This window comes from Bacillus sp. FSL R5-0576, assembly GCF_038004765.1.
GTDB lineage: Bacteria > Bacillota > Bacilli > Bacillales > Bacillaceae > Bacillus > Bacillus subtilis.
The window spans coordinates 2,998,825-3,012,269 of sequence record NZ_JBBORU010000001.1; the positions used below are offsets into that span (position 1 = coordinate 2,998,825).

8 protein-coding genes are annotated in these 13,445 nt (G+C 47.0%); 3 read left to right on the forward strand and 5 right to left on the reverse strand.

Going from position 1 to position 13,445, the window contains the following annotated elements:
- Positions 1–34 precede the first annotated feature (34 nt).
- From essB to NX903_RS15480, 3 genes are all read right to left on the reverse strand, one after another.
- Entirely contained in the window at positions 35–1,390 is a 1,356-nt protein-coding gene (gene essB, locus NX903_RS15470) for a type VII secretion protein EssB (RefSeq protein ID WP_024573120.1), read from the reverse strand.
- A 14-nt stretch (positions 1,391–1,404) separates the two neighbouring features.
- On the reverse strand, positions 1,405–1,644 hold the full coding sequence (yukD, locus tag NX903_RS15475; RefSeq protein ID WP_003228763.1) for an ESX secretion system protein YukD: 240 nt from the start codon (positions 1,642–1,644) through the stop codon (positions 1,405–1,407).
- A 69-nt stretch (positions 1,645–1,713) separates the two neighbouring features.
- Positions 1,714–2,007 carry a WXG100 family type VII secretion target gene (locus NX903_RS15480; RefSeq protein ID WP_003220661.1) on the reverse strand — a complete coding sequence of 98 codons (294 nt, stop codon included), beginning with the start codon at positions 2,005–2,007 and terminating at the stop codon, positions 1,714–1,716.
- Positions 2,008–2,528: 521 nt separating this feature from the next.
- Between NX903_RS15480 and adeR the strand changes: the two genes are divergently transcribed.
- The 3 genes from adeR to NX903_RS15495 all read left to right on the forward strand — a co-directional run bounded on the left by adeR (position 2,529) and on the right by NX903_RS15495 (position 5,824).
- Positions 2,529–3,797 (forward strand): sporulation transcriptional activator AdeR, encoded by a 1,269-nt coding sequence (gene adeR, locus NX903_RS15485; RefSeq protein WP_086344265.1) that lies wholly within the window; start codon positions 2,529–2,531, stop codon positions 3,795–3,797.
- A 101-nt stretch (positions 3,798–3,898) separates the two neighbouring features.
- Complete coding sequence (gene ald, locus NX903_RS15490; protein WP_014480718.1) at positions 3,899–5,035, forward strand: alanine dehydrogenase; 1,137 nt, start codon at positions 3,899–3,901, stop codon at positions 5,033–5,035.
- 111 nt (positions 5,036–5,146) lie between these two features.
- The gene (locus NX903_RS15495; RefSeq protein ID WP_003228755.1) at positions 5,147–5,824 is read left to right on the forward strand and encodes a YukJ family protein; all 678 of its coding nucleotides are present in this window, start codon (positions 5,147–5,149) and stop codon (positions 5,822–5,824) included.
- A gap of 249 nt (positions 5,825–6,073) precedes the next feature.
- Here the strand turns inward: NX903_RS15495 and NX903_RS15500 are convergent, their stop codons facing one another.
- Positions 6,074–6,283, reverse strand: a complete 210-nt coding sequence (locus NX903_RS15500; RefSeq protein ID WP_086344266.1) for an MbtH family protein — start codon at positions 6,281–6,283, stop codon at positions 6,074–6,076.
- Between the two features lie 15 nt (positions 6,284–6,298).
- Entirely contained in the window at positions 6,299–13,435 is a 7,137-nt protein-coding gene (gene dhbF, locus NX903_RS15505) for a non-ribosomal peptide synthetase DhbF (protein ID WP_086344267.1), read from the reverse strand.
- Positions 13,436–13,445 lie beyond the last annotated feature (10 nt).

Genomic DNA, 13,445 nt, shown 5'->3' on the forward strand with positions numbered 1-13,445 from the left:
GCAGCATGCGATGACCTGTGCTTCATGTCTCACGTTATTTGTCATCTTTTTTCTCATCTTTCTTTTCTGTTTCTTTTTTCTCGTCTTCTTTTTTCTTCTGTTCTTCTTTTTTCGCTTTTTCCTCGGCTGCGGCTTTTTCTTCTGCCGCTTTCTCTTCTGCTTGTTTTTCTTCGTCTGTTTGTGTCTGTTCTTCGCTTGTATCGACTAACGATGTTTCAGAATTAGACTGTTTATTTTCTTGACGTTCTTTTTGGGCTTTTTCAAGCTCACTATTTACTGAGTCAAGTTCTTTTTGTATGTCTTCATCATTTGTATCCTCAGATAAAAGCTGCTGTTTATATTTAGCTAGGGCAAAGTAAATATAATCATTGTATTCAAGCTTACGGCCGATACTGATCGCTTCTTTGTATTCTCCTCGACCATAATCAATCCAATACAAGAAATGCTGAGGGTCTGATTGAAGGGTGACTAAGTTATTTTCTATATTTTTGGTTTTTGCACTCCCCAGGTTTTCGACCTCAACATAGGACGTCGCCAGCTGATACTGCACCGATTCAGGCAGGCTTTCCGCATCGTACTTGGACAGTGTGCTGATGACTTCACTGTACTGCTTGTTTAAGAACGCACGGTTGCTGTCCACTATCGCCTGGTGCTTTGGCTGCGCGAAAAATAAGGCGTACATCGAATAAATAAGTGCCGGTACAAGCAAAACAATGAGCCCCAGGCCGATATATCGCTGGATGTTCCACTTCTTTCTCGGGATATGTATGTATGTTTTTGCTTTGGCTTCGAGCTCATCAATATGGGTTTGAATCAGCTCGAGCAAATCATCATAGGATTCAGCATCTAATATCGCCTTTGCCTCTGCGGAGAACGTCAGCGTTTCATTGAATTTCAGGTAGTCTTCAAACGCAAAAGCGCCGTCAACTGCCAAAGCCGCTGCCGCTTTCAGCTCCTGCCATACTCTTTCCTCATCACGCTCATAAGGAGGAATGCTTTCTTTTACTCCATAATGGAGAAAATAAGGCGTAAGCCCTTTATCGAATACAATGTTTTCAGGAGCGACAATCAAATTCAGCCTCGACAGATTGTGCTGCTGTACGGCTTGAACAAGCTGATAGGCAAACTGCCATTTACTTTTTTTATCCTTAGCTTTCATGAAGCGGAATGCTTTATAGGAGGAGGGAGGTTGGATTGTGATGATTACTTCATCATCCGTCACATCGATTTCTTTATGAAAAAATGGATTTATATCTTTGATCACGTTAGCTTCAAGACCGTCGAGAAGCTTTATTTTTTCCCGTTGAAAGGTAAATGTATAGCCGGCATCTGTTTTCTCGGCAACAGCTTCTAATTGGTTTTCTAAATATGATTTTTGTTTACCTGACATTCAACCAGATCCTTTCATAATATTTCAAGCCGGTCTCCGTTTGTAATGCCGCAATCAGACAGCTTGCATTCTCCGGAAAACACCTTATCCTTGTTCACCACTCTGATCCAGTGCCCTTCGCGCGGGGGCATAGATACGCTTTGGGCCTGCCAAGCAATATCAATTACTTTTTTCACCGGGTGGTAATCTGACAATCTGAGATCAAAGACACTGCCGTTATAATGTTTCAAATCTATTGTAATATCAATATACATTTAGGATCACCCTTACATAGAAAGAGCGCCGTCTTCTTTTGAATCAGGCGCTCCTTCCCTTTCATACTGTTATCCGCGGATTTGATTTGCGATGTCTTGGTCAGTAGACTCAAGTGTATTTGCTGTTTGATCAAGCTGCTGATTCACATCTTGAAGCAAATCTGACATTTTGATAAATGAAGGTTTGAGCTGCTCGTATTGATCTGCGAACGCTTCGCTTGAAGCACCTTCCCACATGCTTTTCAAATCAGAGATCATTCGGTTTAAACGATCAACCTGATTTAATACTTCTTGGCTTTCAACGCCGTATTGCTTCGCCATCGCTCTTAGCTCTTCGGGTGTGACACGAATTAATCCTGCCATATTCCTCATTACCTCCTGTGCCATCAGCCTAAATATGGGCTAATTCACTTATTTTTAGAACGTCATTATTATAAAAACAGTTTTTCGGCATAGTCAAACAAATATGTTTTAATTTTACAAAATGAGTCCAATGGTTTACCCCGAATCACTTAAAAATGACATATAATGTAAAGTAAATAGGTTTATTTTCTTAATCTTCTCTTCATTCTCCGAATAATCCAAAAGACCCAAATAACTCCCCAACTCCCAAAAAAAACCTTTCAGAAAATTTGATGCTACAGCACCATTTCTGAAAGGTTCAGTTTTTTCTTTCCTTAATTAGTCTCGCCTCCGATGACTTTCTTAGAAGATTAATAGGATAAGCTGTCGTATTATATGAGGCATACAACTGTCCTGCAAAAAGGCGATTACACCGCCAAATGTATATAGAACGTTTCTCTCATGAAATTGTTTTTTTGCTTCTGTTCTTTGTTGTTGATTTTCACAAACAACAACAATCATAATAAAAGGAAGGGGATGAGATGTCAAAGAGAAATCAAGCACGAAAAGTAGGGAGATTTATGACCATGCCGAATGATCCGTTTAAATATAGTTTTGACAGACTTGAAGATGTGGCTGATCATATCAGCGACGTTCTGCGGTGCCCGATCACCATAGAGGATGTTAACCACAAGCTGCTTGCCTACAGTACACACAGCGACTGCACAGACCCTGCCCGGACGTCTACCATTATTGGCAGAAGGGTACCGGAGAAGGTGATTAACAAGTTGTGGAAAGATGGGACAATTCCAGCTCTCTTAAAAACGGACCAGCCGATCAGAGTCAAGCAAATTGATGAAGTCGGGCTGAGCAATCGCGTCGCTATTTCGATTTGGAAAAACAAGCAAGTACTTGGCTTCATATGGGCGCTTGAGATCCAAAAAACATTGTCCGATGAAGATCTGCTGACATTGCAAATGGCAGCAAAAGCAGTGAAAAACAAGCTTCTCAAACTTCAAATCAGAAAAACGAAAAATGAAGAACGCAGCCAAGAGTTTTTCTGGAAAATGCTGACCGGACACATCCATCAGGAGGATGATATGGCGGATGGGTTCCATAAGCTTGGAATGGCCGCTCCTTCAGAGTTTTCCGTTATGATCATCCGCATAAATGGCGAGCTGACTGAAAAAATCGAACAGCAGCTGCAATATTTACAGGAAACGACCCAGCAGGTTTACGTGCTGCTGGCGACCGTAGATTCCAATGAACTTATTATATTAACCTCACCCAAAACAGATCATCCTTTTCAAGATTTAAAACAGTTTGCTTTAAGTACGCAAAAACAGCTGAAGGAGCGGTATAAAATAGAAGACGTTTCTATCGCTTTTGGCGGAATATACAACTCTATTTCTTTTGTCTCCCGCTCCTATCAGGAAGCATTGTCCGTCTTAAAAACGAAGGAACGGTTCACTGAAGAGACCAAACATTTTTTCAGCTTTTCTGAGTTAGGTATTTATCAATACTTAGATGTCTTAAATGAAAAACGGAAACAGGCGGGCCATTATAATTACTCGCTTTCCAAACTGGAACAATATGACCGGAATCACCAGTCAAATCTGGTAGAGACGCTAGAGCGCTTTATTGAAGCAGACAGCAACGTGAATACCGCTTCTAAGCTGTTAAATATACACGTTAATACGTTGAATTACCGCCTTAAGCGGATCAGCCAGATCGCTGAAATTGATTTGAAAAATGTGAATCAAAAATTCACCATCTATTTAGATATCAAACTTCGGCACATGGATTTGTGAAATTTCACAAATTCATGTTTTTTTATTTTCTTAATCAAACAAAGAATTTTCCAAAATATCAAGCTACACTAAAAATATCACAGATACAGGAGGAGACAGATATGATCATAGGGGTTCCTAAAGAGATAAAAAACAATGAAAACCGTGTCGCATTAACACCCGGGGGCGTTTCTCAGCTCATTTCAAACGGTCACCGGGTGCTGGTTGAAACAGGCGCGGGCCTTGGAAGCGGATTTGAAAATGAAGCCTATGAGTCAGCAGGAGCGGAAATCATTGCTGATCCGAAACAGGTCTGGGACGCCGAAATGGTCATGAAGGTAAAAGAACCGCTGCCGGAAGAATATGTTTATTTCCGCAAAGGACTTGTGCTGTTTACGTACCTTCATTTAGCAGCTGAGCCTGAGCTTGCACAGGCCTTGAAGGATAAAGGAGTAACTGCCATCGCATATGAAACGGTCAGTGAAGGCCGGACATTGCCTCTTCTCACGCCAATGTCAGAGGTTGCGGGCAGAATGGCAGCGCAAATCGGCGCTCAATTCTTAGAAAAGCCTAAAGGCGGAAAAGGCATTCTGCTTGCCGGGGTGCCGGGCGTTTCTCGCGGAAAAGTAACGATTATCGGAGGAGGCGTTGTCGGGACAAACGCGGCGAAAATGGCTGTCGGCCTCGGTGCAGATGTGACGATCATTGACTTAAACGCAGACCGCTTGCGCCAGCTTGATGACATCTTCGGCCATCAGATTAAAACGTTAATTTCTAATCCGGTCAATATTGCTGATGCTGTGGCGGAAGCGGATCTCCTCATTTGCGCGGTATTAATTCCGGGTGCTAAAGCTCCGACTCTTGTCACTGAGGAAATGGTAAAACAAATGAAACCTGGTTCGGTCATTGTTGATGTAGCGATCGACCAAGGCGGCATCGTCGAAACTGTCGACCATATCACAACACATGATCAGCCAACATATGAAAAACACGGGGTTGTGCATTATGCTGTAGCGAACATGCCGGGCGCAGTCCCTCGTACGTCAACAATCGCCCTGACTAACGTTACTGTTCCATACGCGCTGCAAATCGCGAACAAAGGGGCAGTAAAAGCGCTCGCAGACAATGCGGCACTGAGAGCGGGTTTAAACACCGCAAACGGACACGTGACCTATGAAGCTGTAGCAAGAGATCTAGGCTATGAGTATGTTCCTGCCGAGAAAGCTTTACAGGATGAATCATCTGTGGCGGGTGCTTAATTCACAATGAGCTTGCAGAAAGATTTCTGCAGGCTTTTTTATTTTTTAAAAGGAAAAAAGAGACCATTTCACGAATTATGACTATGAAGTTGATCATAAAGGAGGATTCATATGGCTGTTCAGCAATATGGCGTGTTAAAAGGCATAGTCTTAGACATGAAGCGGGAAACAGATGATGACAGTCCTCATTTCCAAGTCAAAATGCTCGGTGAAGAGAATACGTATTACAGGTGCGCCATCAATGTGATGTCCAGTTCTGAGGAATCTGAAGTATTGTATTTGGCTGACGATCAGTTTGATTCAGGCTCAATTACCATCCTTCCGAACATGCCGTATGGATATACAAGGATCAATGAAGCAAACCGTGAAGTGGCACTGGATTATGTGCGGGGCAATTTGTTTGACCCGCGGGAAATGAAGCCTTTGCCTCATGAAATCACAGGACCTGATAATGATTTAAATGATTTTATTGAAACCTATATGAAGAAAGCACAAGATGAGAAAGCGCCGGTTTATATATTCGGTTCAAAATTCGGACCTGAACAGGCTGCAGATAAAATATTCGGCTTTACCCCGACCAACGGAATGCACAATATCCATATGAATCAAGGGAATGCAATGGATACCCGCTGGAAAAAAGACAACGGCTCTTGGCATGACGGGGGTATTCTGATTCAGTTTGCAGATCAGTGGGCCGCTGTGTTTTTAGCGTTTTTATCCCAATCTTGGTGTACCGATGAAAACGGAAACCCGGTCAGGGATTGTGATCATACCCAAACGTCTGCGTAAGATAGAAAAAGAGACTGCGGCTAGCAGTCTCTTCGGAAGTTTGTTGACAAAATCCTAAAGCGTTTTAAAAGCTTTAGGATTTTGTCATGTTTTCAGCGTGATTGAAAACCCTTGAACTCTAGGAAAGATGAGCATTGGAGCGGAGCGAATGTTCTAATTCGTGAGCACCAACGCGCAGACTTGACAACGAATGCGAGGGTTTATCGACACGCTGAAGAGACTACGGCGAGCAGTCTCTTTTTGATACGATTACACATTTTCAACAGTCTTTAGGCTGTTTGGCCTCATATCGCTCCAATGCGATTGGATATAGTCCAAACAAGCTTCACGCCCTTTTTGCTCATGAACGACTGTCCAGCCGTTCGGCACATCTATAAAACCGGGCCATAGGGAATATTGGCCTTCTTCATTGATCAGCACCAAATACGTGCCATCCGCATTTTCAAAAGGATTTGCCATTCTATTTCTCCTCCCTTATTTATTCAACTCTTCCAATTTGACAGCGAGAACCTTGCCGATTTGAGCCAGAGGTTCCGGCTGACATAAATCTTTATGACGGCAGTCGATGTCGATTTGTTCAATCTGTCCGTTAATATAAGGCTTCCACGAGTCAGGTTCAATCGGGTCAAACCATTCAGGAATGATTGTTGATCTGAAAAACAAAACATTTCCACGGAAGGTTTTCGGCTTATAGGAACCTAAAATGCCGACAGAATTGACATACGTATTCTTCAAATTTAAAATGACCGTTTCATCCAGGCTCGCAAGCGCACTGCCGTCACGGCGAAGAATCTCAATCGCCGCTTCAAAATCTAGCGGTTTTTCCCCTAAGCTGTCTGGATCGTACCCGCCTAATGCCAGAAGGGCAATAAGCGCTTCCTCATCATCCGGTGCCTCTTTTATAGGAAGGAAGTGGTTCGGATAGGCGTCCAGCATCACCAACAGGGATACTTCTTCTCCTTGATTTTGCAGCTGGGTAGCCATCGCTTGAACGACATTCCCGCCCAGGGACCAGCCCAGCAGATGGTATGGGCCTTTTGGCTGGACCGTTCGGATTTGTTTAATGTAATCGGCAGCCATGTCATCAAGTGTTTTCGGAAGCTCCTCGCGCTGCCCGATTCCCCGTGCCTGCAAGCCGTAGATCGGATAATCTGTTCCTATATTGGTCATCAAACCGGCATAACACCAGCTGAGCCCCCCTGCCGGATGAACACAGAATAAAGGAGGCTTGTCTCCACTTGTTCGGAGCGGCAGCAGAACGTCAAGAGCGCTTTGGCTTGATCCCATTTCAAGTCTTTCAGCGAGCCCGGCTACAGTAGGTGCTTCGAACAAGTTGCCGATGCTGAGTTCAACGCCGAGCGCTTCACGAATGCGGCTCATGAGCTGTACAGCAAGCAAGGAATGTCCTCCTAAATCAAAGAAACGGTCATCAATGCCGACACGCGGCAAGTGAAGCACCTCCATAAAGAGGTCACAGAGAATTTCTTCCTGCGGCGTTCTCGGTCCTCGTCCTGTCACTGCCGCTGCGAAATCCGGAGCGGGCAGCGCTTTACGATCAAGCTTTCCATTCGGTGTCAGCGGCAATTCTTTCATCGTCACAAAGGCAGCAGGCACCATGTAATCCGGCAGTCTCTCCGCAGCATATCTGCGCAGTTCCGCCGTATCAAATGTTTCTTCCGAAGGGATGACATAAGCTGCCAACCGTTTATCTCCCGGCTGATCCTCACGAACGATCACTGCCGCATCTTCAAGCTGCGGATGCTGAACAAGCGCGGCTTCAATTTCTCCCAATTCAATCCGGAATCCCCGAATTTTCACTTGATGGTCTGCACGGCCTACATAGTCGAGAGAACCGTCAGCGCGGAGACGGGCCACATCCCCAGTGCGGTACATCCGAGTGCCTGGAGGACCGAACGGATCAGCTATGAAGCGTTCAGATGTTAAACCAGGCCGACCTAGATAACCTCGTGCTAACCCCGCTCCTGATACATACAGCTCTCCGGCAACACCCGGCGGGACCGGCTGCAGGCGTTCATCCAGCACGTATACACCAAGATCGGGAATGCCGCAGCCGATCAAGCTGTTTGCCCGTAAAGCTGCCATGCTTCGGTCTAATTCGATATAGCTCACATGCACCGTCGTTTCTGTAATCCCATACATATTGATAAGCTGCGGTCTATTTTCAGGGTGGCGGTTATACCAATCCTCTAAACGGCTGAGTTCAAGCGCTTCTCCGCCAAAAATGACATAGCGCAGACTAAGTGCCTGTCCGAGATCCGGCTGTTCCCGTTCCGCCTGCATAAACTGATAGAAAGCAGACGGTGTCTGGTTCAGAACAGTCACACCCTCTTTGACAAGCAGGCGCAGAAACGCTTCTGGCGATCTGCTGACGTGGTGAGGCACGATCACAAGACGTCCGCCATGCAGCAGAGGACCCCAGATCTCCCACACCGAAAAATCAAACGCATAGGAATGGAACATGGTCCAGATATCGTCTGAGCTGAAACGGAACCAGTGCTCGGTCGCTGCAAATAAACGTGTTACATTTTGGTGAGGAATCATCACACCTTTTGGAACACCTGTTGAGCCGGATGTATAAATGACATACGCCGTATTCAAAGGCGAAAGCGGCTGAGTCCTATCCTTATTTTTTGGATTCTCTACAGGGTACGTGTTTAGTTTCTCTGCCAGCTCGGGATCATCCAGCACGATTTTCGGCACGTTTTCAACTGGCGGAATGTGATTTGCAGCTTTAGTGTTCGTCATGATAAACGCAGGCTGGGCATCTTTTAGCATAAAAGCAATTCGATCAGCCGGATAATCCGGATCAAGAGGGAGATAAGCTGCCCCGGCTTTTAGCACCGCCAATAGGCCGACAGCCATTTCCAACGATCGGGGCAGTGCCAATGCCACAAATTGCTCCGGCCCGACACCTTCACTAATTAGGAATCGGGCAAGCCGATTTGCTCTTTCATTCAGCTCTGCATAGCTCAGTGCCTGATCTTCATATACAACGGCAATAGCATCAGGACGTAAAGCAGCCTGCTTCTCAAACTGCTCTGGCAAACTTGCGTGCGGAATCTTTTCAGATACACTTTGCCAATCTGGCACCATGCTGCTGCGTTCCTCTGGCGCAAGAATATCCAGATTTCCGATTTGCTCGTCAGGATCAGACTCGGCAGCCTCCAACAGCCGCATCAAACGGTCAGCAAGAGCCTGAGCAGTTTCCCGCTTGAAAAGATCAGTACTGTATTCAAGCAGTCCTTCCATTCCGTTTGGTGTCCCGTCAGCAAGGCGATCTTCACTGATTTCCAGCGTCAAATCAAACTTGGCAGAACCGACACTGTTGATTCGCAGGCTGCTCTCCATATCAGGAAGATGCAGTTCAGCGTCCGGTGTGTTTTGGAACGCAAGCATGATTTGGAATAAAGGATGCGTCGCACGCGAACGAGCCGGATTGAGCACCTCTACAAGTCTCTCAAACGGCAGATCCTGATTGTCATAGGCGGCCAGATTCACTTCCCGTACTCTGTCTAGAAGCTCACGAAAGCTTGGGTCACCGGACGTATCAGTTCTGAGCACCAATGTATTAATGAACAGCCCTACAAGATCGCCCAGCGCATCATCATTCCGTCCCGCGATCGGACTGCCGATCGGAATGTCGGTGCCCGCCCCGAGCCTTGTCAATAAAGCGGCGAGACCGGATTGAAGCACCATAAACATGCTCACCCTATTTGCGCGAGCCAGCTCCTGCAATCGCTTATGAAGTTCGGGCTCAATACGAAAATGAATCGTATCTCCATCATGACTCGGCTCAGCCGGACGTGAATAATCGGTTGGCAGTTCAAGCTGATCAGGCAGGTTTTTCAAGGTTTCTTTCCAAAAAGCAAGCTGTCCGGCAATCAAGCTATTTGGATCATCCTCGTTTCCAAGCAGTTCTTGCTGCCAAAGCGCATAGTCTGCATACTGCACAGCAAGAGGCGCCCATTCGGGAGCTCGTCCGTGGCAGCGAGCCGCATAAGCCGTCCCAAGGTCTCGGGTCAGCGGTGTTAAGGACCAGCCGTCCCCGACAATATGATGTACGAGAAGAAGCAGCACGTACTCGTCAGGACCTATCACAAAAAGCTCGGCACGAAAAGCAGGTTCAGCTGCAAGATCAAAGCTGTAGCGTACAGCTTCGGCAAGCCGATCAGAAAGCTCCTTCTCAGCAATTTCAGTAACATGTAACTCAGGATGGGCTTGACCGGCATCTAAAATATGCTGATAGGATGTCCCCTGTGATTCAGGGAAGATCGTCCGAAGGCTTTCATGACGGCAGACGAGGTCATAAAGTGCCGCTTTCAGCAATCCTTGATCCAGCTCACCCGACAAACGGACAGCAACCGGAATATTATAAGTAGGACTCGGTCCTTCCAGACAATGCAGGAACCATAGCCGGCGCTGGGCAAATGAGAGCGGGATCTTTTCAGGCCGCTCAGCTCTCTGCAAAGCGGGACGTGCACTCTGCGCCAAATCAAGATGGGCAGCGAGTCCGGCTACTGTCGGTTCGTCAAAGAGCTTGGCGATACCAAGTTCGGCTCCCATTACCTCGCGAACGCGGCCCATCAGACGGGCTGCAAGAAGAGAATGGCCCCCAAGCTCGAAGAAACTGTCATCGATACCGACGCGTGCCAAACCGAGAACCTCTGCAAACAAGTCACACAATATCTCTTCCTGAGGAGTCCGCGGGGCCCGATCACTGACAGATGTGCTGAAGTCTGGTGCCGGCAGTGCTTTCCGGTCAAGCTTGCCATTAGGTGTTAACGGCAGCTCGTCCATCTCCACAAACGCCGCCGGTACCATATAATCAGGAAGACTAGCCTCCATATAACGACGAAGCTCTGCAGTATCAATAGCAGCATCAGCGACTACATAAGCCGCCAATCGTTTGTCTCCCGGCTGATCTTCCCGTACAACAACCGCGGCCTGTTCAATGTGCGGATGATTGGCAAGCACGGCATCAATTTCTCCAAGTTCAATTCGGAATCCGCGAATTTTGATTTGATGATCCGCCCGCCCGATATAATCCAAAGACCCATCGGCGCGCCAGCGGACCTGGTCTCCGGTCCGATACATCCGAGTTCCCGGCGGTCCGTATGGATCTGCAACGAAGCGCTCCGCCGTTAAAGCAGGGCGATGGAAATAACCTCTGGCCAAGCCGGTGCCTGCAATATAAAGCTCTCCGACAACGCCCGGCGGCACCGGCTGCAATCCATTATCAAGCACATACACCTGCGTGTTCCAAATCGGTTTCCCAATCGGAGGAACGCCCTTCAGCCCTTCTTCAAGAAAAGCTGTTGCAGACCAAATCGTTGTTTCAGTGGGACCGTATAAGTTCGTGACTGAACAATGAAGGTCTTGAAGCGCCTGCAAAAGACCGCTCGGCAGCGCCTCGCCTCCTACAAGCACTCTAAGCCCCCGAAGTTTCTCAGGTTCACTCGTTACCAAAGCGTGCCACAGTGTCGGTGTCGCCTGCATAATGTTAATATCGAAATTTTCAATCATTTGAGCTAATGCCTGCGGCTCACGGATCGTTTCTTTCTTTGCGATCACGATTTGCGCTCCGCTAATCAGCGGAAGATATAACTCTAATGCTGAAATATCAAAAGCGACAGTCGTCACAGCCAACAGCCTGTCTTCTTCTCCTAGAGAAAACGCCTCCTGCATGGACAACAGAAAATTGCTTAAGCTTTTCTGTGTCACAACGACTCCCTTCGGTCTTCCTGTTGATCCTGAGGTATAGATGATATACGCAGGATGGTCAAGAGAAACCGATACATCCGGATTTTCCGGCGAATAGCGTTTTATAATCTCCTGTGTAACAGCCTGATCAAGCACAAGCTCCGGTACAGCCAGGTCATCAGGCAGACTGGCTGCTATTTCCTCAGTCGTTATGATGCATGAAGGTTTCGCATCCTCCAGCATGTAAGAAATGCGGTCGGCTGGAAACTCCGGATCAAGGGGGAGATACGCCGCACCAGTCTTGAGCACACCAAGCATTGAGGCCACCATCTCAGGGGAACGCGGCAGCGCCAAAGCGACAAATTGCTCCGGACCAATCCCTTTTTCGATCAACAGACGCGCGAGGCGGTTTGCCTCTTCATTGAGCTTTCGATAGTTGACTTGAATGTCATCACACATGAGAGCGATACGTTCTGGCGTAAGAACTGCCTGCTTTTCGAACATGTCCTGAAGGCTGACCAGCTTCTCGGATTTTGCCGTCTCATTCCATTTAGAAATGACTTTTTCTTTCTCCTCTGGCAACAGAAGCTCCATTTGCCCAATCAGCATGTCCTCTCCGGCAGAAGCCGTTTGCAGCAGCTGCAAAATACGCCGCTGATGAAGCTTAATATCAGACTCACTGTATACCTCAGGATTCGCATCAACATCAATTCGCAGCCCGCTGCCGTCTGTTCTGTCATATACATTGATTGATAGATCATCAACAGGACCGGCTGAAAGATTATGCGTTGTGCCCCGGGCGCCGGCAAAGTCGAGACCGTAATCAAACGGCATAAGATTGATTTGAGGGCCAAATAATCTATGATTTTCTCCTATCAATTTCAGATCGCGCCGAAGCTCTTCATGGCGATACTTATGATGTCGCCGAATGCTGCGGATTTCCCGGGAAATTTGCTGAATCAGTTCAGAAAAGCTCATCGAAGAGCTTACCGTCAGCCGGAGCGGGAGAAGGTTCATCACCATAGCCGGTACATTCAGTGACGCGGACCCTATCCGACCCATCATGGGCAGGCCGAGCACAACATCCTCAGAGCCGGTCATACGGTGCATATAAACAGCTGACACCGCAATCATGACTTCATGCCAGCTTCCTGAGAAATAGCGCGCCGCTTCTTTTAACGCGTTTACATCAGACGGAGGCAGATATGCCATATGACGAAGAAAACTGTTAGATGTTCTTGGCGCCCGATCAGCCAAGCTCACAACTTCAGGTGCATCTGCAAAACGGTCCAGCCAGAATTGACGATCCTTCTCATACTGCTCTGATCCGCGATAATCTTTATCCTCCTCCAAAATGGCCTGGAGAGACCCAAAGGAACGGCTTTTAGCTGTTTGTCCTTTTATAAGCGCAGTATATGTACTTGCCACACGCTGGGCTATCAGGGAAAAACCGAAGCCGTCGATCGCTATATGGTGAATGCGCTGATACCAAAAGAAACGATCAGGCCCGGCAATAAACAGAGCTTCATTGAACAAAGGGTCATACCCTAAATCAACCGGCTTTGCTAAATCAGCTTTCATCCAGTTTAATGCTGTTTTTTCCGGATCAGGCTCAGAGCTGACGTCAATGACGTGCAGCTGTACATCCGGAGACGGGTTTATCATCTGCCAAGGCCCGTCCATATTTTCACCGAAGCGGACATGCAGCGATTCCGCTTCCTTGATCACGTGCCGCAAAGCTTCTTCAAAAAGAGCAATATTGACTGGTCCATTGATTTCTATATATTCCGCTGTATTGTAGATTGGATTGTCCGGATCAAGCTGCTGAGCAAACCATATGCCAGTTTGCGCCCCGGTCAAAGAATATTGAAGATCTTTTGTATCAGGCATCCGTTTGTTT

Excerpts from the sequence above, each read along its gene's own strand:
- NX903_RS15500 (WP_086344266.1), bottom strand. The coding sequence starts at position 6,283 with ATGGCAAATCCTTTTGAAAATGCGGATGGCACGTATTTGGTGCTGATC.
- adeR (WP_086344265.1), top strand. The coding sequence starts at position 2,529 with ATGTCAAAGAGAAATCAAGCACGAAAAGTAGGGAGATTTATGACCATG.
- NX903_RS15495 (WP_003228755.1), top strand. The coding sequence starts at position 5,147 with ATGGCTGTTCAGCAATATGGCGTGTTAAAAGGCATAGTCTTAGACATG.
- dhbF (WP_086344267.1), bottom strand. The coding sequence starts at position 13,435 with ATGCCTGATACAAAAGATCTTCAATATTCTTTGACCGGGGCGCAAACT.
- essB (WP_024573120.1), bottom strand. The coding sequence starts at position 1,390 with ATGTCAGGTAAACAAAAATCATATTTAGAAAACCAATTAGAAGCTGTT.
- yukD (WP_003228763.1), bottom strand. The coding sequence starts at position 1,644 with ATGTATATTGATATTACAATAGATTTGAAACATTATAACGGCAGTGTC.
- NX903_RS15480 (WP_003220661.1), bottom strand. The coding sequence starts at position 2,007 with ATGGCAGGATTAATTCGTGTCACACCCGAAGAGCTAAGAGCGATGGCG.
- ald (WP_014480718.1), top strand. The coding sequence starts at position 3,899 with ATGATCATAGGGGTTCCTAAAGAGATAAAAAACAATGAAAACCGTGTC.